The organism is Vibrio sp. 1874, assembly GCF_033344395.1.
Classification (GTDB): domain Bacteria; phylum Pseudomonadota; class Gammaproteobacteria; order Enterobacterales; family Vibrionaceae; genus Vibrio; species Vibrio alginolyticus.
The window spans coordinates 220,601-241,660 of the sequence record NZ_JAWPOR010000001.1 but is presented as its reverse complement, the minus strand read 5'-3'; the positions used below and the strand labels follow the sequence as shown (position 1 = coordinate 241,660).

Genomic DNA, 21,060 nt, shown 5'->3' with positions numbered 1-21,060 from the left:
CATTATGCTTCCCCTTTCTTATTCTCAATGGTTCGCCGTGAGATTGACTCGCAATGTTGAAACCAATTGCGCGTTAATTCCCCCAAATTTGCTCAACAAATTCAGGATGATCGATAAACGGGTTGCGGTTTCCTTGGAACTCAAACACCAAGTCATTGCGACGGATTTCTTTCGCGCTAACAGGATCATTTTTGTGCCAACGTTTCAGCATGTTTAGCATCCAAGGTTCAAATACGTTCGTACTGGTGCCATCCAACACCGCGTCAGAGTTGCTCGTGTTGTTCTCCCAATTGCCAATCACGTTCTCGTAACGGGTTGCCATGTAAAAATACGCGCGCGCAAAATCGCCTTTAAACTCATCAATCGGCTCAAACACGGTGCCTGAATAACCCAGTGCTGTGCTCGCTTGACCTAGCTTAGAACCATTGCTGGAAACATAAGTCGAGGTGCCCACTTCGCCAAATGGCCAGTTGCTACGTTTGGCGTTTACATAACCATCGGTGACAAACAAATGGTGACCGTCTGAGTTCATCGGTTCAACTTTTCCACCAAACCAGCTTTTCGGGAACGAGTGTTCACGGTTGTAGCAATCCCCTTCTTGACTGTATTGACCGCATTGGTCGGTTACTTTCGTGAAACTCACTGCATCGTTGCCCGCAGGCTTCTCTGAATACATATCAAGAATGGAGCCGTCTTTCTCGTAGTAGTTATCCAAATCTACGTCTTTTACCAAAGTCCAAATCGCTGAATAGCCACGGCTGGAGTGATTATTGATGATGTTAAACAACGCCGTTTTGAGTGCGTAGCCTGTCTTGCCAGACGCGGCTTGATAATACCCATCAACCACTGGTGGAGTCGTGGTGGTGTCACCTAACGTAAAATCAGTGGTTTCGCTTTTGGCGAACTCAGCGCCAGAAGCAAGGGTCTTGGTTCCTTCCATCAACGTGTACGAACCCGCGCCACTTCCACAACAAATGCCGTCACCATACTCATCTTGAATGGTGAACTGGTAATCACCGTCGGCTAAACACATGCTTTTTTCAACGGTGGTTGCCGACTCATAACCCTGACCAGAGAACAGCACTGCGGATTGGCTGTTTTTCAGCGTCCAACTCGTTTCAGAGCCATAGTTGTCGGTCGTGAGAGTCAAGACCACTTGGTGATCACTACAGCTCTCTACGGGAGGCTGCGTGCTTGTCTCAGTCGGTTGAAAATTATCGACGTAGACAACTTCTGAGCCATCAAAACTGGCTTCATCGTAAAAACGCAAACCGACGTTGATGGTCTTGTTCGAGCTCGCTGTGTAGTTGTGCGCGAGCTCTTGCCACTGGTTTATCTGTTGTGGGTTCGAGTAATTGTGATAACCATCAACCACCAGACGTGCTTTTACATTTCCTTCGGTATGATAAACCGAGACAGAAAACGGATAGGTTTTCCCTTGCTCCACATTAATGGTTTGCAAAAAGTCGGTGTTGCTTTGGGTACCTGTATTCACGACGAGCTGGGCAGCCAGACCACCCGATTTGATTTGCTCGCTGCTTGGCGACACTGTAATGCCCGCGTCAATCTCTGACCACTGCGTAGGTACATTGCCATTCCACTGCTCAAAGTCACCGTTGATAATTTGGCTATATGCAAACGGAGAGCTAACAGCAGCAAGGAGACAGAGGGAGTTCGTTATGGATTTCATTATACTTTTCCATTAGTTATATAAATCCCAAACACGATAAACATATTAGTGGGGCATAAGTAATCCTTCAGTCACATTTTTACGTTGCACAAGTGTTAATTTACTTTTTAATGTGCAGCTTATCTCACAAATATTCACCTGCTGAAAACAAACGCCAATACAAAAAGCGAAGCTACTTGTTGGCTACATCGTCGTAAAACCATTAAGGGAAAAGTAAAACAGACAGAAAAAAGCCAAGTGTGCGCCTATGGGGGTCAGCAACAACACTTGGCTTGTTTATAAGAAAGCTTGTGGTCAGCTCAACTGGTGAGCATCAATTCTGGATAATTCCTTAAGGTTTTACCGCAAAGAATCGCCCTTGTAATGGCGACATCGGAAGTTGATATTGACCATTGCTCGGAGTAATTTTTTCTTTCGTAAGCAAATCCACCAACTCACCAGTACCAACACTCTCCTGAGTAAGAGTGACGCTTCTAGCGCTCTCTAAGGTATTTAGCGCAAACAAGACTTTGTCCGAACCAGATTGTTTCAAGTCCACATAACTGCCGTTACTCGCAACTAAATTCGTGCGTGACCCCTGATAAAGTGCAGGATGCGCATCGCGCATTGTCATCAGCGATGTCACATAAGATTTGAGATCGGCTTGGTTTGCATCAAGCGTCGCCGTCACGCCTTCAATTTTCGCACTGCTGCGCGCAACGTGATCATCGCACAAACCTTGAATGGCGCAGGTGCTGTTGTCTTCTTTTACGGCAAAACCATCCACTTGATCCCCGATTTCATCACCGTAGTACAACGTGATTGGCCCGGTGTACGCCGCTTGGAAAGCAAACGCGGCTTTATGGCGTAACCAATATTCTGCATCATTCACATCCGCTAAATTTCCGCGCTGTAACAAGTCACCAAAGCGCACTAAATCATGGTTGCCGATCATCAAATTCGGCTGCGCATGTGTTGGATATTGGTTGTGTGTGCTGTAGCCGTTGTCTAACCAATCCGCACCGCGACCACCCACGCCGCTCTCATTCACGGCCAAAGTTTCAACGAGGCGATATCGCATAGGGAAGTCAAACGCAGAGCACAATGCTGGATCGCTGTTCGATCCATACGCCTCATTCGCGATTTCAGACTCCCCTTTCCAAATCTCTGCCACCATGTAACCCAACGGATTCACTTGTTCGCCTTTGCTATTGGTGTACGTCACACTTTGTGAGGCTTCATCGACGGCTTTACGAATTTGTGTCCAAGCGTCTGTCGGAACTTGATAGGCTTGATCTAAACGCCAGCCGTCAATCTTCAGTTCTTTGATCCAATACGTTGCCACTTCTTTGTAGAAATCGAGACTGGCCGGGTAATCAACGGGATTGCTCGATCCCGATGGCAACAAACCGGAAGGAGATGGTTTGATCAAACCATCTTTGTGATGACCAAATACACCATCAAAAAACACGTATAAGCCGCGTTTGTGTGCTTCCTCGACCAAGGTTCTCGCCGTTTCTAAATCACCAAAACGTGGATCAATGGTGAAGTAATCCGTTGCAAAGTAGCCCGTGGCATCCAGGTGTTCTTGGCCCGCTATCGCTTCCGATTCAAAAACTGGCGTCAACCAAATCGCGTTCATCCCTAAATCTTGGATGTAATCGAGTGAATCAATCACTCCTTGCAAATCGCCGTTATGATGGCTGGTGCCATAACCTGTACCGTGACCAATGCTCGCATCACCATCCACAAAACTCTCTACCATGATTTGATAAGTACGAAGTTGGTTACTTTGCGCCATGACATTGGCTTGGCAAGCATAACTGGTATCCGGTAGCGGAGTGCTGCTATTAGTGTCGCTACCACCAGAAGAATTACACGCAGATAAAGCACCAATCACACTTAACGCAAGCAACGATCGAGACAGGCGATGGTTACGTAGGATATTACGCATTTTATTCTCCCTAACTTACTCAAATAAACTACTGACATTTGAGTAATAAAATTAACCCCGACATTTGTTTCATGCAGGGGTTAATAAATAAAAATAGATTTTAAATAATTGAATGGAATATTATTGGCACTTATTTACCATAATTGAATAAGGTGAGCCATCATCTGTAAATTCTAAACTCCAAAGATATTTACCAGGCTCTTTAATTTCTAGTTTTGTATCTGTACCGTAACCACCGTAAGTCAGTTCATTTAATTGTCCGACCGATAATTTTTTACCTTTGGCAGTAAACTGTGGTTTCCATTGTTCAGCGGCATACTGCATTTTATAATTACCTGAAATTTCATCGGTAATCACTTGATAGACATTGTTCCCCTTATAGGTCAGCTTGCGCTCGGCAGTGTGCTTCCAATCTGCATTTGGGAAACTACCTACAACAAAAATGTCTTTAGACAATGGGCCAGATTCGGCTGAATCCGGCAAACTACAATTTGTCATCATATCAATCTGCGTGCTCGTAAACGCAACCGCATTATTTACTTCACCTTGGGTTGTATTTTCTGATGATGTGGACGAGCAAGCAGACAAGATAGACACAGCAGCTAAAGTACATGCTGTATTTATAATTATTTTTTTCACGTTATATCCTTATTTTTATTAGACCAAGTACTAATTAAATTAGAACATATATATTATGGATCGAAATAAAATAAATTTTAAATAGGAATAATATAATATGTGAAAAAGATAACTAAATGCGTAATAAAAAAGCCGACTATCTTAGCCGGCTTTTTAAAATTATCTATTTACTATTAACTGCTTTTACAAATACTTCTTGCGCACCTTCAATTCCTAACGCTTTTGCTTCATCAAGTAAGCTCAGAGCTTTAGGGATATCATCTGCTTTTACGGCCGCTTTAATTGCGTTGTGGTAGTAAGTTTGTGTTTCAGGCTGTACTGATTCAACCGCCTTAGCCGCAATTGGAGCCGCCGCTGGTTCATTACTTGATGTTCCGATTGAGAAGAAACTCACACGGTCAATCGAGACTTCAATCTTACCTGTATCACTGTTAGGAATTGGAATATCTTTTACTTCTGGTAAGTAGTTACCTCTCCCCTCAGCGTCCAAACGCGCGGGGTGAATCACTTCGGTAAACCCGCCAAGGTCGGCTTTATCTGTATAAATAATAAGATAAACAGAATCTAATCCCGTTGGGGGGAAAAAGTCTTTTTCGGCAGCCAAGCGATTACCAAGATGCAGGCGAGGTTTTTTGTACTCAAATTCAGTTTTATCATAATTTTCGAGCTCTCTACCATTTTTATCGACAATAACTGCTCTTGGTACAAAAGCCGTCTCTTCGATTAGACTGGTGATTTTAATAGCAAACTCACCACGATCTGCTGGAAGCTCAAACACAGCGACACGGCTATCGATATTCTGATACTTCAGAACTTGGCTTTGAGCAGTGATATCAATAATGGCAGAGCTAGGAAGCTTCATTTTTACCGATTGAAGTTCAGAGAGTGTGTCAACTTGTTGCATTTGAGCAACTTGAACTTGTTCGATAACTTCAGTGGATTGGCAGCCAGCAAGCGCTACACATCCACTTAACATGAGGGCACGGAAGTACATACTTTTTCCTTCTAGTTATTTTTCTAAAGGTTTTGGCACTAAAGCATCTTAGAGTGACTTTAATGAAACGTCTAACTTTTCAATAACCCTTAGAAAAATAGCCGACTGATGTCGGCTATTTGACTAGGACAGCTAGATAACTAAGAGTTTATTTGATTACCACCAAGCCTCAGCTTGAACACCAAATACGAACTCTGTATCGTCACCGTTGAACGTATTGTCATTTTCAGTATCTAGCAAGTAAGTTCCGTATACACGTAGTTCTGGACGAGCCCAGAAGCTGTCACCCATAGCCCAAGCTTGAGCAACTGTGAATTTAGCATTACCAAAATCTTCTTTTGCTAGGCCACTATCTGCGATTTTCTCACCAGAGTTGTAACCCGCTTCGAATACTGTGCGCATTGTATCGTTCCACTTGTACATAGGACGAACAACTACAGAATATTGATCAATATCGAAGTTTTTACCTGTGTAAGCGCCAGCAGCTTGACCACCAATGTCGCTACCTGATAGGTAAGCAAGTTGGTGACCCATTTCCCAGTTCTCAGCTAGGTTCATTACACCCCAGTTGATCAAACGGAAGCCTGATGCATCATTAAATGCCTCTGTACCTCGCGCGTAATAAGCACCAGATCCCCAGAAGTTAGCAGCTTGAACACCGTAACCATTTGTACCGTATTGAAATACTGTTTGGTTAAAACCGTTACTCATACCTTGATGGATAATCGCAGACGCCAATACGCCGTCATCCGCTTCTTCTTTTGCATCGTTAGAATCTGTCGCAAAGTTGTAAGCAACAGCCAACTCAAGAGCAGCATTATCCCAAAGGCCGATGTTCGCTAAACGAGCATCAAAGATGTAACCCGTTGAATCTGAAGTTTCACCATCTTGAATCAATGCTAGAGATAGTTTTTGGTTGCCTACTGAGAGGTTTTCGATACCACCACCAGTACCAGAAGTGTTTAGGAAATAGAAATCAGTGATGTGGATATCTTTACGCTGGTAGTAAGTTTTACCAGCCCACATAGTTGCGTCTTTATCAGAAGCAATCAGACCTTTAGCTTTTACAGCAAACTGAGCAACGTTAAAATCAGCATCTTCCCAACCATTCGCACCAGGAGCACCAGAAGCAATCATAGATTCGATACGCCAAGTCTGGTCACCCATTTTCAACTCTTCCGCCAAACCAAACTCAGAGTAGTTATCGTCTTCGTTACCCAGACGACCAATACCAAATTTGTTTACAGCAAGGTCACCATTACCATTACCGCTGATACCAGTACCAGCGCGCATGTAACCGTTAAAATCCACTGCAAACGCAGAACCAGCAGCTAAAGTTGCAGCAACAGCAGCAGCAATTACACTTACTTTTTTCATTCTTAACTCCATTAAGGGTATTTATAATTCTGTCTTCCCTGCTCACTCTTTTAGGTGAATATAGGCAGTAAAAACACACCTAAAGAAAGAGAGGTAAGATGGGAACGAATCCCCGTTTGTTTCAACAGTTGTGAGATTACCCGAGGCGTACAAGGATGACTTCCTCCGCCCTAAACTAATTTAAGGGGGATGAGAAGGGAGTAGAAAATTTACCGAATGGTGTTTTTTCGAGTCAGATCACCAATCTAGGGAGGAATTAGTAAGTTTGTTCGGTTTTGAGCCGCTACAAAGTGATAGCCATTTCATATTTTTGACTCTAAGCCGTCACATAAAGTAATTAAATTACACGAATATTTTTATATTTAGGGTGGTTGACCTTAGTAAGACAAAGTTTTTAACTTATAGTTTCCTAAAGGTAGCAATAAATATTAAATAAAGTATCTCCGATGACACGACTTCTCTCTCGCCCCTACCCCCTGGGCGCAACATTGAATAAAGAAGGCTGTAACTTCTCTATTCATGCTCCGGGCGTAAAAGACATTCAACTGGCATTGTTTGCAGACGATGGCAGCTACGAGCTTCGCGGTTTACCGAATGAATACGCTGGCATACGTCATACTTTTATTCCAGATATTGAGCCGGGGCAAAAATACGGTTATCTTGTCTCCCACAAGGACGAGCCACTGTTAATTTCTGATCCGTACGCAAAATCAATAGATAAAGCCCTCCACTATCATCCTCCCTACTCTCCAGCCAAAAGTTTCGATATGCCGAAGTGCGTCGTTATCGAAGATGATTTTGACTGGCAAAACACGGATCACCCGCGTATACCCAGAGAAGAGATGGTGTTGTTTGAGACGCACGTCAAAGGGATTACCCAACGCCACCCAGAGGTTGAGGACAAGCTGAGGGGGCGCTATTTAGGTCTTGCATCACCTGAAATGCTGGCCTTTTACGAACAACAAAACATCAACACGCTGCAATTGCTACCTGTCGCAGCATGCATGCATGAGCCTCACCTACTAGAGATGGAAAAGGTCAATTATTGGGGATACAACCCTTATCTCTTTATGGTGCCCGATCCGCGCTACGCAGAACAAGACGCCGTTACGGAATTAAAAACAACAATTCGCGAATTGCATAAAAACGGCATCGAAGTGATTCTCGACGTGGTTTACAACCACACTGCTGAAGGTGGTGAAGGGCCTACAATTTTCAACCTGAAGGCCCTCGATTCCTGTTTTTACATCAAACATGGCAACCACTTCGCCAATTACACTGGCTGCGGAAATACAGTGGATCTCACCTACCAACCAGCCTTAAACCTTGTGATGGATACATTGCGCTACTGGGTTAGCGAATTTAAAGTCGATGGCTTCCGTTTTGACTTAGCTGCAACGTTAGGTCGACAGGGCGATGATTACAACCCAGAAGCAGCTTTCTTTAAAGCCGTTGCGCAAGACCCAATTTTGCGTGAAACCAAATTGATTGCCGAACCTTGGGATATTGGTCCAAATGGCTACCAAGTGGGTAACTTTCCATTTGGTTGGAACGAATGTAATGACAAACTGCGTGATATTTCCCGCAGTTTTTGGCGCGGTGATCAAGGCTATTTAAAAGAGTTTGCCACTCGATTAATGGGCTCTCGTGACATTTACAGTGCAGCGAACTGGCCATACAAACTCACCGTAAATTACATCACGTATCACGATGGCTTCACACTGCAAGATTTAGTGTCTTACAAGCACAAACATAACGAAGCCAATGGCGAAGAAAATCGCGACGGTCACGGTGACAATCGTTCAGAAAACTACGGTGTTGAAGGCGAGACCGAAAATCTGATGATCATCGCCACGCGTGAGAAGCAAAAACGCAACCTTATTGCTAGCTTGCTGTTTGCCTTCGGTATCCCACACATTCTCACTGCTGATGTTCTGTCTCACACCCAAGGCGGTAACAATAATGCCTATTGCCAAGATAACGAAACCAGTTGGCTGAACTGGGAAGAGACAGAACGTAAGCAACATTTCAAAGCATGGATGTCACAAATGGTCGCCAACCGAAATCAATACATGGTGCCATTTATCCGAGCTTTCAGTGGCGAGAATCGCAATAACAACCGTATTTTCTGGCGCCGTACAGACGGTCGCTTAATGGAGCACGATGATTGGAACCGTTTAAGCTCTGTCGCACTTCACCTTGGTATCGGTAAAGAAGGACAAGAGCTGGTTTACCTCATCAACCAAACTAACGCCACAGCGCGCTTTAAGCTCCCCAATGAGCGAAAGCAAGAATGGGTGACGATCTGTGATACAAACGTACGTAACCTCAACCCAGGACATGCTGAAGGCGAAGTCTTGCTGTCACCCACCTCGATGGTGATTTTGCACTATCAACCAAACCAAAGCACACCAAAAGGTGAGCAAACGCATAGCTAAGTTATAAACGCTCCAAAAAAGGAAAGCCGATGCATCTCAGTGCTTCGGCTTTTTTGTTGGTTAGATGTGCCTAACTCATTATTCGCAAGGCGGCGCTAGGTGAATCAAAGCTAACCCACCCAGTGACGTCTCACGGTATTTCTTGTTCATGTCTTTGCCCGTTTGGTACATGGTTTCAATTACCTTATCCAACGAGATCAGACATTTACTATTACGCTTTAATGCCATGCGAGATGCATTGATCGCTTTCATTGCGCCCATTGCATTACGCTCAATACACGGTACTTGCACTAAGCCACCGATTGGGTCACAAGTCATGCCTAGTGAGTGCTCCATGGCAATCTCAGCCGCAATACAAATTTGCTCATTGCTGCCACCACGTAGCGCGGTCAAGCCAGCTGCCGCCATAGAAGAAGAAACACCGACTTCACCCTGACAACCTACTTCGGCACCCGAAATAGACGCATTGGTTTTGTACAAAATGCCAATCGCACCGGACACAGCAAGGAAGTCTTTAAGCTGTTTAGTATCAAGCTCTTTGATGAAGCGATGGTAGTACATCAATACCGCAGGAATCACACCCGCCGCACCATTAGTTGGCGACGTTACGACTTGTCCACCAGCCGCGTTTTCTTCACTCACAGCAAAAGCAAACAGGTTAATCCAATCCATGATTTCCATCGGATCGTTTTCGATTGCTTCATTTGCTTCAAGCTTCTTCAGTAAGTTAGGCGCACGGCGGGTCACATTCAAGCCGCCATCCAAGATGCCTTCTGTTTCGAAACCACGCTCCATGCAACGCGTCATCACACGCCAGATCTGTTCTGCACGTTGATTGATGGCTTCCATATCCTGAAACGCTTGTTCGTTTTTCAGAATCATGCCGCCAAGGCTCATGCCATTCTTCTCTGCCTGTGCCAACATTTCGTCTGCACTGGAGAATGGGAACTCAACTTCTACGGGAGCAGTCGCACTGCCATTTTGCAGTTCATCCGCCGTTGCGATGAAACCACCACCGATAGAGTAGTAAGTTTCAAACCCAACCTGATTGCCGTGCGCATCTAACGCAGTAATCGTCATTCCATTCTCATGCAGAGGAAGGTTCTCTTCATGGAACAACATGTCCGTTTTGTAGTTGAATTCGATTTCATGACGGCCATCGACAGACATCATGCCCTCTTCAATCGCCTTGCGCATCGCTTTGTTCGCAGAAGCGATTTTGATGGTATCTGGTTTGTTACCCAACAGACCCAAAATGGTCGCACGGTCTGTATGGTGACCAATCCCCGTTAACGAAAGTGAACCGTATAAATCAACTTGAATACGAACCACTTTTGCCAAGTTAGATTCAATCAAACGAGTGAAGTGGTAACCCGCGATCATTGGACCATTGGTGTGAGAGCTAGAAGGACCCACACCAATCTTGTAAATATCAAAGATGGACAGCATAAACTTACCTATTACGACAATGCAGCATAAAGCCAATCAGGGAGAACCATACAAGCAGCGATGGTCGCCACGGCGAACACCAACAGCCCGTAATGGCTTGCGGTTGGCTTTGCAAAAAGATGTTTTTGATTATTGATAAAAATTTGTTGCTCGGCAGTCACAGCGCCCCAACGACGGCTCACTAACACACCAAACAAAAGGAAGACAAACGTACCAATTGGCGCGAACCACGGCCAAGCCACGTCGAGATACATGGCAGTAAACACCGCAATCACACTCATGATACTGCCAACGATCACGCCTTTCTCATTGGCTTTTGCCCAGAATAAGCCAAGCACGAATGACCCAAGACGGATACCAACAAAGATGGAAGTCAGGCTAGCGATGGTTTTGAGTACCGATTCATTCGATACCGCCAGAAGAGCTGGCACTACCACCATAGCCGCAGCGAGCAAACTCATCTTTCTTGCGACTTTTTCGTAGTGCTCATCATCGGCACTCTTGCGAACGAAACGCTTGTAGATATCAAACGTTGCGACGGTCGCCATTGAGTTGTAGGTCGAGTCCAAGGTCGACATTGCGGCCGCTGCCAATGCGGAAATGATCAAACCAACCACAATTGGGTTAGTGTGGTTGAAAACGAAATCCAAAATCACTTCGTTACTGTTTTCAAACGATTGATCTTGATAGAAAACACTCAGAAGAACACCGAGTACCGCGAAGAATAAGTACACAAAAAACGCACCGTAACCACACAACAGCATTGACTTCTGCGCCGTCTTTTCACATCTCGTCGCTAACGTGCGTTGGATGATCAATTGGTTGGTGCCGTACACACTCAAATGCAAAAAACTCACGGCAACCACGCCAGCCCAGAGTGTGGTATATACGCCTAAATCAAAGTCTAAGTTGATGATATTCAGGTGATTACGAGAAAGGTAATCTGCCGCATTAATCTCTGTCATTAGAATGGCAAAGATAGCGATGCTGCCTGCTACCAATACTGCAGATTGCAACATATCGGTCCAGATAACCGTGGAAATTCCGCCCGCATAGGTATAGCAAGCGGTGAAAATACTAATGTAGATAATGGCTTCAGAAATACTGATAGGCAGAACTTGCACTAAGATCAGCGCCACGGCATACAAAATCACACCCGCAGAGATACATTGAACCACAATGAACACAATCGAGTTGATGGTTCTTGCATACACCCCAAAGCGGTGCTCAAGGTATTCATAAATCGAAGTCAAGCCCAGCTTATAGAAGACAGGCACAAAGAAAATGACGGTGAAAAAGATAACGATGGGATAGTTAAGGTGAATACTCATCGCTTCCATGCCAGAGCTATAAACCCAACCAGGCATCCCTACAAACGTCATCGCACTAATGTAAGTCGCAAGTATCGAAACACCCGCCGTAAACCAGCCAAATTGCTTTCCACCCGTAGAAAAGTCGCCACCATTGCTGTAGCGCTTATTCACTAAATAGCTGATTAATATGGTGATTAACACGTATAACGCAATCACCACAAAACTTGAGTACGTAACCATTTCAGGGTTTCCATAATTCTGGGTGCTAATTATTTGTGCTTGGATATTACTTTAAAAAAGCATATCTAAACGATAATCCCGCCATAACTGTGACTATAATCACCAATATAGACGGTTATATATTCAAAAATGCCAAAAAGACCGATTTAATGAGACTCCCATCACTAAAAACCACTAATTGGGTACGCATTCATTTTAAAATTGATATTGATCACGGATCTAATGACCTTAAAAAAACTATGATTCACCACGACACGAAATCGAAGATGATCCCAATAAGATCGTGTTCTTTAAGTTTGAATAGCAACAAATCCTAAGTGAAATAGAGGTTTATCGGTCATGAATGCCAAAAGACACATGAGCGAAGTTCCTATGATTCAAAGGGTAGCTGCCTATCTAGCGATACTGGTTGGTTACTTTTTCTATTGTTATAACTTTGTAATTATTGACTACGTACGCCCATACATCGTTGAAGCGTATGATGGTATTAGCCTGTCAGACACTGCCCAGTTCTATACATGGCAGTCGGTTGGTGCACTTATCGGTGCATTGAGCTGTGCTTGGTTCGCAACAAAATTTGGTAAGAAATCCACTCTTATTACCATCACAGCCCTAAACGGTGGCGCAACGATCATCAATATGATGTTCACCGACTACACAACATGGGCAGCAATGCGTTTCATCATTGGTTTGTCACTGGGTGGTTACTTCACCGTGGCAGTAAGCCTAATGATCGGCCTATTTACGCCAACGGTACGTGGTAAGTTGACGGCATTCGCGTCTTCTATGTTCTCTGTAGCACTGATGGTAATGGGTGCGTATGCAGCATTTATTGCAAGCATCGATGCACCATGGGAAAGCCTAATGCTTGTTGGTGGTATCCCACCATTGGCAGCCGCTGTGGTCATGATCTTTGTACTACCTAGCGACAGCAAAGTGATCGCTTACGGTGAAGAAGAGCAAGCAAAAGCAGAAGAATCAGATGCACCAGCGAAAAAAGGCTCTTGGGGCGAAATGCTAAGCAAGCCTTACCGTAAGATCACATTAACGTGTCTATTACTGGCTGGCCTTAACTTCTACGGTTTCCAATTCTTTGGTGGCTTCGTAACCACATACCTACGTGATGTACGTATGTTCGACGGTGCAACCATCGGTCTCATCTTCTCTATCTCAGCATTTGGTTCACTGTTTGGTGCGTGGTTCTGGGGTTGGGTAGCTGACAAGTTCGGTCGTAAGGTGAACGCATTTGGCTTCATCCTAGCGGGCATCATGGTTTCAATCTTCTTTGTTGCACCTGGCGACATGGTGATTGGCGGCCTAAACATGCTGGCTCTACTTGGTCTGATTTACAACTTCGGTCTGTCTTCTTCAGCGGTATGGGGTGGTTACTTCTCAGAACTGTTCCCAGCACACCTACGTAGCTACGGCGCAGCGCTATTCCACGGCGGTCGTATCCTCGGTATGTGGGCACCAATGGTACTTATCTTCATCCAAGAGCGTACCGACCTACAAACCGCAATGTGGGGTTCACCAATCGTATGGATCCTTGCTGGTCTTCTATGGCTATCACTGCCAGAGACACTAAAAGGCGGCGTGTTCGATAAGAGCAAAAAAGCCGAAGCAGCAAAAGCGTAACTGAATTTCAAAAACTCCGGCTGGCTCCCCGGCCGGATGAAAAAACTTAATTTCGAGTCCTGTTCCCAAAGCCGACTCGACAGCAAATAAGAGAGTTTATTATGTCTAAATATCAAGAAGCGAAACGCGTTGTACGTGAATACTTCAGCGCAATGGAAAACGCAACTCACGAGAACGTGGCAGAAGTACTAAAAGCACACACTTCAGAAGATTACCTATGGCGTGGTGTTTACCCATTCCGTGAACAACAAGGCGCTCAAGCAGCGGCTGACGTTTTCTGGGCTCCTTTGATGAAATCAATGACTCGCATGCAGCGTCGTCAAGACATCTTCATCGGTGGTGAGAACGAAGTAACATCAGGTGAAATCTGGGTAATGAGCATGGGTCACTTCATGGGTCTATTCGACGCTGAATACCTAGGCATGCGCCCAACTGGCAAAATCATGAACATCCGTTACGCAGAATTTAACTGTGTTGAAAACGGCAAGATCACTAAGACTGGCCTATTCCTAGACCTTCTAGGCGCGATGGACCAAGCGGGTTGTTACCCACTACCACCATCAACAGGTAAGCACTTCGTATACCCTGGTCCTCGTAACCACGACGGTCTACTGTTCGAAGACGCAGCACCAGAAGAAGGCGTAGCAACACTAGCACTAGTGAACAAGATGGTTGATGACTTATCTGCACTAAACGACAGCGGCGCTATGGGTTGCCCACCAGAAGTTCTTGAGAAGAGCTGGTCTAAAGACATGATCTGGTACGGTCCATGTGGTATCGGTGCGTCTTACACAATTCCTCGTTACCAACAGCAGCACCAATTGCCGTTCCGTAACAACCTGAAAGACAAGAAGTTTAACGGCCACGTATGTCGTTTCGCAGAAGGTAACTTCTCTTGTTTCTTCGGCTGGCCAAACCTATCTAACACGCCAATCGGTGGTTTCCTAGGTATGACAGGTGGTGAAGTACGTGCAGACATGCAAGTGGTTGACGTTTACTACCGTGACGGCGACAAGCTATCTGAGAACTGGGTACTGATCGACCTTCCTTACTGGCTAAAACAGCAAGGTCTAGACGTGTTCGAGCGTACTCAACAGATCCTAAACCCTTCTCTATAAGAAGTCCTAGGGGCGGATTGTCAACCCGCCTTTATGTTGCCTGAATCCCCTCTCGGTTCAGGTGACATGCTCCCAACTCGTGCCTCAAGGATGGGGCACAACCTCAAGATAGAACCCTTATTCAAAACGGGCATGAACGCACGGTGGCTTTCTGCGCCCTGAATAATGAGATTGATGATGAAAAAGTCGACCCTTTCTGCAGTGATTTTAGCAGCGCTTACTTCTAGCTCAGCCTTTGCTGCACACACTTTTGTTAATGACGCTGGCGACAGCCTAACCATCGATGGCCGTTTCGATCTTCGTTACCAAGACCGTGGCGGTGATGACAACGGCGAATGGAACAGCGGCAGCTCACGTTTCGGTTTGAAAGGCCAAATGGGTCTGGATAACGGCTGGACTGGTTTCGGTCACGCGGAATGGGGCTACAACTCTGGCGCGAACGGCGACAACATTTACGACCGCTTGCTATACGCAGGTGTTGATCACGAAAAATACGGCAAGATTGCTGCGGGTACTAAGCAGTGGTCTACCTTCTACGACGTAGCATGGTACACCGATTTAGGTCGTGTATTCGGTACTCGTGGCTCAGGTGTTTACAACCTAGCTGACTGGGGTATCGCATCCGGTGCTGGTCGTGCAGAAAACTCAATTACGTACCGTAATTCAATCAATGAAAAAGTGAGCTACGGCTTTACTTACCAAACCACGCGTGAAGATGTTGCTCTAGCAGGCAATGCGACAGCCTCACTGAAAAACGGCATGGGTGCGTCGATCACTTACAAACCCGTTGATGGCGTAACACTGGGTGCGGCTTACCATCAAAATGAAGTTGCTGATTTAGACGCAAGCGTGGTTGGCGTAGAAAACGGCGACAACATGCGCATCATGCTATTGGGCGCAAACTACAGCAACGGTGGCTTCTACGCAGGTGCGACTTTCCACGTTGGCGAAAACTGGGAAGCAGTGAGCCAAGGCGGTACGGACGTAATGTTCGATACCCTAGGTGGCGAAATCTACACTTACTACCACTTCGATAACGGCCTACGCCCAACGTTGAACTACAACTACATGGAAGATCGCGGTGACGAGACACAAGGCTACGAGCGTAACTTGCTGATTCCTGGTCTTGAATACCACTTCCAGAAGAACAAATTCCTAGTTTGGACTGAATACCAGTTCGACCTAGGTAAAGATCAGTACGATGGCAGCAAATTCGAAAACCGTGATGATCAATTCGCGGCAGGTATTCGCTACTACTTCTGATAATACTCATCGCTCACCACCTATACCCAAGTAACCTTAAGGTGGTGAGTGATGAAGTTCTTATCAACACTAAGCAAAGTTATCTTGAAGCCAAGTAGTCATCACTTCACTAATAATTAAAGGCTGCTCAAGCGTAGATAGATGCCCACACTCAGGGATAACATGAAGCGTGACGTTTGGCATGCATCGCTCCATAAGCAGATGATTGTCTAGCGGACAAAGCTTATCTTCTTTACCTGTTATCACCAACGTAGGAGCTTGAATGTCCGCCAATAAAGGTCGAGCATCCGGGCGAGTTGCTAACGCTTTAGCATGTGCTTCAAATGCCTCCAAACCTACATTGACCGCCATGCCTTCTATACGCTCAGTTAACGCTTTGTCTTGCAAACGGCTTGGATGAATCAGCACAGGCATCAGAGTGTCAGGCGTAATGCGTTCAAACTCACCATTTAATGCCTGACTAACCAGTGCATCACGCTTTTGTGTCACCTCTGGCTTTTCATCTGCTGCATTGGTATCCATGAGGATCAAGCCTTTGACTCTGTTTGGCGCTTGACGGTACACCTCAAAGGCAAGAATCCCACCCATTGATAGGCCACCCAAGACAAACTCCTGCGGTGCGTCTTGCAACACTTTCTGCGCCAGCTGTTCCATTGACGGCAATGAGGCCAGCGTCGGGCATGAAGGCTCAACCCAACTTGGCAACGCTCGGTTGACTTCCTCAAACAATGTGCCATCACAAAGTAGTCCGGGTAGCCAAACTAACGAGGTGGGTTGCGTCATTTTATTCTCCTGCCAGCGGCTTTGGTTGATCAGACCCAAGAATGCAATACGTCAAACTATTACCACGCAAGTTCGTCAGTGAATAAGACGCACCTTCTGGAACATTCAGCACATCACCGCGCGTTAAAACAACACTCGCTTGTTCGCCTTGATGCGTGAGGACCACTTCAGTATCGCCATCAAAGTTGATAAGCACTTGTTTTTCTTCTCGGCAGTGTTGAGGAATCGAGCCACCTTCAGAAAGCTCATAAGCCATGATGCTCACTTCATCTTCACTCTTTACTTGGAAGTCATAACTCGCCAAAGGATGACCCGTTAAGGCGTATTGTTTCACGTTGCTTCCGCCGAAATCGCCTTTGATTTCACGATAATCTTTTTGCAGAGCGACAAATGGCATCATCTCTTCTGCGGTGTAGGTATCGAAGGTCGCGAGCTCTTCTTCGGTAAGCAGCGGCATCAATTCTGATTCTTGTGGCACCGGGTCGCCATTAATGGTGTCCACGAGTGTGCCATCGGCTTTGAGGTATAAACCATAACCTTGACTGTCTTTAATAACGTTTGGATGCCAAATAACGCCGCCACCTGAATCGTCGCCGCCAAGTACCGAGAACATAAAGCCGTAATCGCGGCCAACCACTTCAAATCCACGGAAGAGATTGGTTGGAATCGAGATGACGTCACCGTGAGACAACACCGCCTCATGCTCTCCATCGTTCCCCCAATAAAAACGGAACTGACCTTTGAACACCAAGAAAAGCTCAGCGGTACGATGAGAGTGCAACGAATTTTTGATGCCCGGCGGTTGGCCTGCAGCACCAATATTAAAGCCCGCCGTATCGCGAATATGAACATGCTGACGACTGCTCTCTGCCACCCCAGCACCGATAATGCAAAAGTTATCTTTGAGATCACTGCCTGGCGTGCGCGCATCAATAAACGCACTCGTACCCGGAATCAGTTCCATGTAGCGGACCAGGTTATTATTCATTTTAGATTGTAGAGTCATTGTAAATCCTTGTTGTCCTTGTTTGGACCTAGCCTTTGAATTGTTAGTTACAAACCTAAAGTTAGTTACAAACCTAAAGTGTGTTACAGACCTAAAGGTCGCCCACCATCAACCGCGATGGTATTGCCTGTCGAGAAGGTCAGAAGATCTGCAGCGGCGTACACGGCTTGAGCGACTTCTTCATCATTGGCTAAACGCTTAAGCGGTGTGGATTGTTCTTGTTGATTACGCCATGCGTCATCCAAGCCTTTGACAAACTCAGTGTCGACAAGCCCTGGAGCAACAGCCAGAACTCGAACCTCGGGAGACAGAGCGCGAGCTAAAGAACGGGTCATGTTCTCCGCGGCAGATTTACTTGCACAGTAAGCAATGTTGCTCCCCATCGCAGTCTGTGCCGCGATAGAAGTAATGTTCACCACACAACCATTGGCTTGCTTAAGCCAAGGCTCAAACGCTCGAACCATGGCAAAAGGCGCACGGACGTTCACTTGGAAAATTTGGTCAAACAGCTGGTCATCTAAACTTTGCAAATCAGAGTGCGCGACGAATTTCGTCATCCCCGCACAGTTGACCAACAAATCCAGCTTGTCGCTTATTTCACTGACTTGATGTTTAAGCTGTTCAATCGCACTAGAATCTGCCACGTTCAATTTGAATGCTAGATGCTCGTTACGTGGCAGCGAGGAAAGCACATCCTCGGCCGCTTTCTGATTACTGTTGTAAGTCAGAATTACGCGATATCCCGATTCAGCTAGCTTGCGACAAATGGCGGCACCCAGTCCGCCACTGCCGCCTGTGACTAAGGCAAGTTTCGACATATTACGCCTCTTCCACTTTGCCTTTGTAACGGCGCACACGAATATCCGCTTGCTCTTTGTGGCCAGCAAAACCTTCGAGTGCACACAAGCGAGAGCAGTACTCACCGACTTTTAGCGACGCAGCTTCCGTTACACGCTGGTAAGTACAGGTCTTGATAAATTTACCTACCCAAAGACCACCGGTGTATCGCGCCGCTTTCTTCGTTGGCAGTGTATGGTTGGTACCAATACATTTATCGCCGTAAGAAACGTTGGTTTCACGACCTAGGAACAAGGCACCGTAGTTGGTCATGTTATCTAGGAAGTATTTAGGATCTTCCGTCATCACTTGCACGTGTTCAGAAGCGATATCGTCTGCCACTTCCACCATTTCTTCGTAGCTATCACACACAATAACTTGTCCGTAATCTGCCCACGCTTTACCCGCAACTTCAGCCGTTGGGAGAATGGTTAACTGACGTTCGATCTCTTTGATGGTTTCTTGCGCAAATGTTTCGCTATTGGTCAACAATACAGCGGGAGAGTTGTAACCATGCTCAGCCTGACCAAGCAAGTCTGCCGCAGCCAATTCCGGGTCACAGCCTTTCTCATCAGCAATGACCAAGGTTTCCGTTGGCCCTGCAAACAAATCGATACCGACGCGACCAAACAACTGACGTTTTGCCTCTGCCACAAATGCGTTACCCGGCCCTACAATCATATCGACCGGTGCAATAGTCTCCGTCCCCAGAGCCATTGCACCTACCGCCTGAACACCACCGAAGCAATAGATTTCATCCGCACCCGCCATTGCCATCGCAGCGACAATCGCCACATTCGGCTGGCCATTAAACGGTGGTGCACAAGCAATAACACGTTTTACGCCCGCGACTTTCGCCGTCAGTACACTCATGTGAGCGGATGCAACCAATGGGTATTTACCGCCAGGGATGTAACAACCCACGCTGTTGACTGGAATATTTTTATGCCCCAGTACCACACCAGGCATGGTTTCTACTTCGACGTCTTTCATTGAGTCACGTTGAATTTGAGCAAAGTTTCGAACTTGTTGCTGAGCGAACTCGATATCATGACGAGTCGATTCATCAAGCGCATCCACACAGGCTTGGATTTGCTCTTCTGACAGGCGGAATTGCTCCGGCGACCAGTTATCAAACTTTTCAGACAACTCACGTACAGCGCTATCACCTTTCGATTCAATATCAGCAAGAATGTTTTCAACAATCTGACGCACTTTTGCGTCGTTTGATGCTGATGCTTCTTCAGTGATTCCGTTTTTTAAAATGCGTGCCATTGGGTTTCTCCTTGAACATTGAGGCTGACGAACGGTTATTTTTATGCGTTTGGATACGAATGCAAAATCAGATTAAACACTTAATTAACATTTGACAAGTTAAGTCAACAAACCACAAAAATAATCCTTAAGCCTTTGTATTGATTAATTTAAACAAATAAAATCAAGTAATAAGCACCTTGATTGAGTTTAATTTTTAATCAAAAATGAGTTTTAGATCACATCATTTTTACTCATCATTTATATTTCTACATGTTAGTTTTTGCATACCTTTGCAAAGGAGAGAATTATGAGCAATTTTAAGCAACGTCTGACTAAAGAAACGCTATTAGGTACATTTGTTAAAACCCCTCATCCTCACATTATCGAGGTATTGGCACTGGCAGAGTTGCCTTTTGTGGTACTGGATGCAGAGCACGCACCTTTCGATCGTTCCTCGCTTGATCTGTGCATCATGGCGGCCAGAGCGAATGACCTCGCGTGCGTGGTACGAGTACAAGACAGCGCTCCTTCAACCATTTTGAACGCGCTTGACTGTGGCGCGGCGGGTGTACAAATTCCCCATGTTTGTACTGCTGAGCAAGCGACGCAACTGGCGAAAATCTGCCATTACGGCGAAGGTGGCCGAGGGTATGCTGGTTCCAGTCGAGCAGCGCAATACGCCACTAAGCCCATGGTTGAACACTTAAAAGACAGCCGTGCGAATACGATTGTCATTGCACAAATTGAAGACCCTCAAGGGGTTGAAAATGTTGAAGCGATTGCCAATGTTGAAGGAATTGATGCGCTCTTCATTGGCCAAGTTGATCTCACTGTCGCTTATGGTGCTGATAGCGTTCATGATGAGAAAGTCGCACAAGCAAGTATGCGAGTAATCGAAGCGGCCAGAGCCGCCAATAAACCTGTTGGCATGTTTGTCGCGACGGCTCAACAAGCTCGGGAATGGCGTGAACTCGGCGTTAGCTTCTTTTGTGTTGGGTCTGAACACAAAATGATCATTGATGGCTTCAAACAAGAGAGAAATGTGATGAATTCTTGAGTTTTCTCTGATATTTACGCCTTATCAATGT

16 protein-coding genes are annotated in these 21,060 nt (G+C 45.8%); 5 read left to right on the top strand and 11 right to left on the bottom strand.

Annotated features, from left to right (window positions below; all coding sequences use genetic code 11):
* Positions 1 to 73: 73 nt before the first annotated feature.
* The 5 genes from R8N46_RS01105 to lamB form a co-directional block, all read right to left on the bottom strand.
* The gene (locus R8N46_RS01105) at positions 74 to 1,690 is read right to left on the bottom strand and encodes an endonuclease (RefSeq protein ID WP_213972099.1); all 1,617 of its coding nucleotides are present in this window, start codon (positions 1,688 to 1,690) and stop codon (positions 74 to 76) included.
* A 331-nt stretch (positions 1,691 to 2,021) separates the two neighbouring features.
* Complete coding sequence (locus R8N46_RS01100; RefSeq protein ID WP_213972098.1) at positions 2,022 to 3,623, bottom strand: alpha-amylase family glycosyl hydrolase; 1,602 nt, start codon at positions 3,621 to 3,623, stop codon at positions 2,022 to 2,024.
* Positions 3,624 to 3,743: 120 nt separating this feature from the next.
* Positions 3,744 to 4,262 (bottom strand): glycosidase, encoded by a 519-nt coding sequence (locus R8N46_RS01095; RefSeq protein WP_225466189.1) that lies wholly within the window; start codon positions 4,260 to 4,262, stop codon positions 3,744 to 3,746.
* A gap of 163 nt (positions 4,263 to 4,425) precedes the next feature.
* A complete protein-coding gene (locus tag R8N46_RS01090) occupies positions 4,426 to 5,256 on the bottom strand; it encodes a MalM family protein (protein WP_053307972.1) in 831 nt (276 codons plus the stop codon).
* Positions 5,257 to 5,412: 156 nt separating this feature from the next.
* The gene (gene lamB, locus R8N46_RS01085; protein WP_213972097.1) at positions 5,413 to 6,633 is read right to left on the bottom strand and encodes a maltoporin LamB; all 1,221 of its coding nucleotides are present in this window, start codon (positions 6,631 to 6,633) and stop codon (positions 5,413 to 5,415) included.
* Positions 6,634 to 7,079: 446 nt separating this feature from the next.
* On the opposite strand from lamB, the gene glgX reads away from it, so the two are divergent.
* The gene (gene glgX, locus R8N46_RS01080; protein WP_213972096.1) at positions 7,080 to 9,071 is read left to right on the top strand and encodes a glycogen debranching protein GlgX; all 1,992 of its coding nucleotides are present in this window, start codon (positions 7,080 to 7,082) and stop codon (positions 9,069 to 9,071) included.
* 78 nt (positions 9,072 to 9,149) lie between these two features.
* Here the strand turns inward: glgX and R8N46_RS01075 are convergent, their stop codons facing one another.
* Positions 9,150 to 10,520, bottom strand: coding sequence for an L-serine ammonia-lyase (locus R8N46_RS01075; RefSeq protein ID WP_017634477.1), 1,371 nt, complete (start codon positions 10,518 to 10,520; stop codon positions 9,150 to 9,152).
* A gap of 11 nt (positions 10,521 to 10,531) precedes the next feature.
* On the bottom strand, positions 10,532 to 12,073 hold the full coding sequence (locus tag R8N46_RS01070; RefSeq protein ID WP_318098217.1) for a sodium:solute symporter: 1,542 nt from the start codon (positions 12,071 to 12,073) through the stop codon (positions 10,532 to 10,534).
* A gap of 339 nt (positions 12,074 to 12,412) precedes the next feature.
* On the opposite strand from R8N46_RS01070, the gene R8N46_RS01065 reads away from it, so the two are divergent.
* From R8N46_RS01065 to R8N46_RS01055, 3 genes are all read left to right on the top strand, one after another.
* Positions 12,413 to 13,708: an MFS transporter gene (locus tag R8N46_RS01065; protein ID WP_005374774.1), complete on the top strand. Its 1,296-nt coding sequence runs from the start codon at positions 12,413 to 12,415 to the stop codon at positions 13,706 to 13,708.
* A 101-nt stretch (positions 13,709 to 13,809) separates the two neighbouring features.
* A complete protein-coding gene (locus tag R8N46_RS01060) occupies positions 13,810 to 14,826 on the top strand; it encodes a nuclear transport factor 2 family protein (RefSeq protein ID WP_005374772.1) in 1,017 nt (338 codons plus the stop codon).
* Positions 14,827 to 15,003: 177 nt separating this feature from the next.
* Positions 15,004 to 16,089: a porin gene (locus tag R8N46_RS01055; protein WP_009706550.1), complete on the top strand. Its 1,086-nt coding sequence runs from the start codon at positions 15,004 to 15,006 to the stop codon at positions 16,087 to 16,089.
* Positions 16,090 to 16,158: 69 nt separating this feature from the next.
* On the opposite strand, the gene R8N46_RS01050 is transcribed toward R8N46_RS01055, so the two are convergent.
* The 4 genes from R8N46_RS01050 to hisD form a co-directional block, all read right to left on the bottom strand.
* Entirely contained in the window at positions 16,159 to 16,872 is a 714-nt protein-coding gene (locus R8N46_RS01050; protein WP_206970582.1) for an alpha/beta fold hydrolase, read from the bottom strand.
* A gap of 1 nt (position 16,873) precedes the next feature.
* Positions 16,874 to 17,878, bottom strand: a complete 1,005-nt coding sequence (locus tag R8N46_RS01045) for a cupin (RefSeq protein WP_005374765.1) — start codon at positions 17,876 to 17,878, stop codon at positions 16,874 to 16,876.
* A gap of 83 nt (positions 17,879 to 17,961) precedes the next feature.
* Positions 17,962 to 18,696, bottom strand: coding sequence for an SDR family NAD(P)-dependent oxidoreductase (locus R8N46_RS01040; protein ID WP_025768659.1), 735 nt, complete (start codon positions 18,694 to 18,696; stop codon positions 17,962 to 17,964).
* A 1-nt stretch (position 18,697) separates the two neighbouring features.
* Positions 18,698 to 19,990, bottom strand: a complete 1,293-nt coding sequence (gene hisD / locus R8N46_RS01035; RefSeq protein WP_005374756.1) for a histidinol dehydrogenase — start codon at positions 19,988 to 19,990, stop codon at positions 18,698 to 18,700.
* A gap of 289 nt (positions 19,991 to 20,279) precedes the next feature.
* Between hisD and R8N46_RS01030 the strand changes: the two genes are divergently transcribed.
* Positions 20,280 to 21,029, top strand: a complete 750-nt coding sequence (locus R8N46_RS01030; RefSeq protein ID WP_005374748.1) for an HpcH/HpaI aldolase family protein — start codon at positions 20,280 to 20,282, stop codon at positions 21,027 to 21,029.
* Positions 21,030 to 21,060: the final 31 nt, after the last annotated feature.

Bases quoted from the DNA above. Each gene is read 5' to 3' on its own strand.
- R8N46_RS01065 (WP_005374774.1), top strand. From the start codon at position 12,413: ATGAATGCCAAAAGACACATGAGCGAAGTTCCTATGATTCAAAGGGTA.
- glgX (WP_213972096.1), top strand. From the start codon at position 7,080: ATGACACGACTTCTCTCTCGCCCCTACCCCCTGGGCGCAACATTGAAT.
- R8N46_RS01090 (WP_053307972.1), bottom strand. From the start codon at position 5,256: ATGTACTTCCGTGCCCTCATGTTAAGTGGATGTGTAGCGCTTGCTGGC.
- lamB (WP_213972097.1), bottom strand. From the start codon at position 6,633: ATGAAAAAAGTAAGTGTAATTGCTGCTGCTGTTGCTGCAACTTTAGCT.
- R8N46_RS01100 (WP_213972098.1), bottom strand. From the start codon at position 3,623: ATGCGTAATATCCTACGTAACCATCGCCTGTCTCGATCGTTGCTTGCG.
- R8N46_RS01105 (WP_213972099.1), bottom strand. From the start codon at position 1,690: ATGAAATCCATAACGAACTCCCTCTGTCTCCTTGCTGCTGTTAGCTCT.
- R8N46_RS01070 (WP_318098217.1), bottom strand. From the start codon at position 12,073: ATGGTTACGTACTCAAGTTTTGTGGTGATTGCGTTATACGTGTTAATC.
- hisD (WP_005374756.1), bottom strand. From the start codon at position 19,990: ATGGCACGCATTTTAAAAAACGGAATCACTGAAGAAGCATCAGCATCA.
- R8N46_RS01045 (WP_005374765.1), bottom strand. From the start codon at position 17,878: ATGACTCTACAATCTAAAATGAATAATAACCTGGTCCGCTACATGGAA.
- R8N46_RS01040 (WP_025768659.1), bottom strand. From the start codon at position 18,696: ATGTCGAAACTTGCCTTAGTCACAGGCGGCAGTGGCGGACTGGGTGCC.
- R8N46_RS01075 (WP_017634477.1), bottom strand. From the start codon at position 10,520: ATGCTGTCCATCTTTGATATTTACAAGATTGGTGTGGGTCCTTCTAGC.
- R8N46_RS01050 (WP_206970582.1), bottom strand. From the start codon at position 16,872: ATGACGCAACCCACCTCGTTAGTTTGGCTACCCGGACTACTTTGTGAT.
- R8N46_RS01055 (WP_009706550.1), top strand. From the start codon at position 15,004: ATGAAAAAGTCGACCCTTTCTGCAGTGATTTTAGCAGCGCTTACTTCT.
- R8N46_RS01060 (WP_005374772.1), top strand. From the start codon at position 13,810: ATGTCTAAATATCAAGAAGCGAAACGCGTTGTACGTGAATACTTCAGC.
- R8N46_RS01030 (WP_005374748.1), top strand. From the start codon at position 20,280: ATGAGCAATTTTAAGCAACGTCTGACTAAAGAAACGCTATTAGGTACA.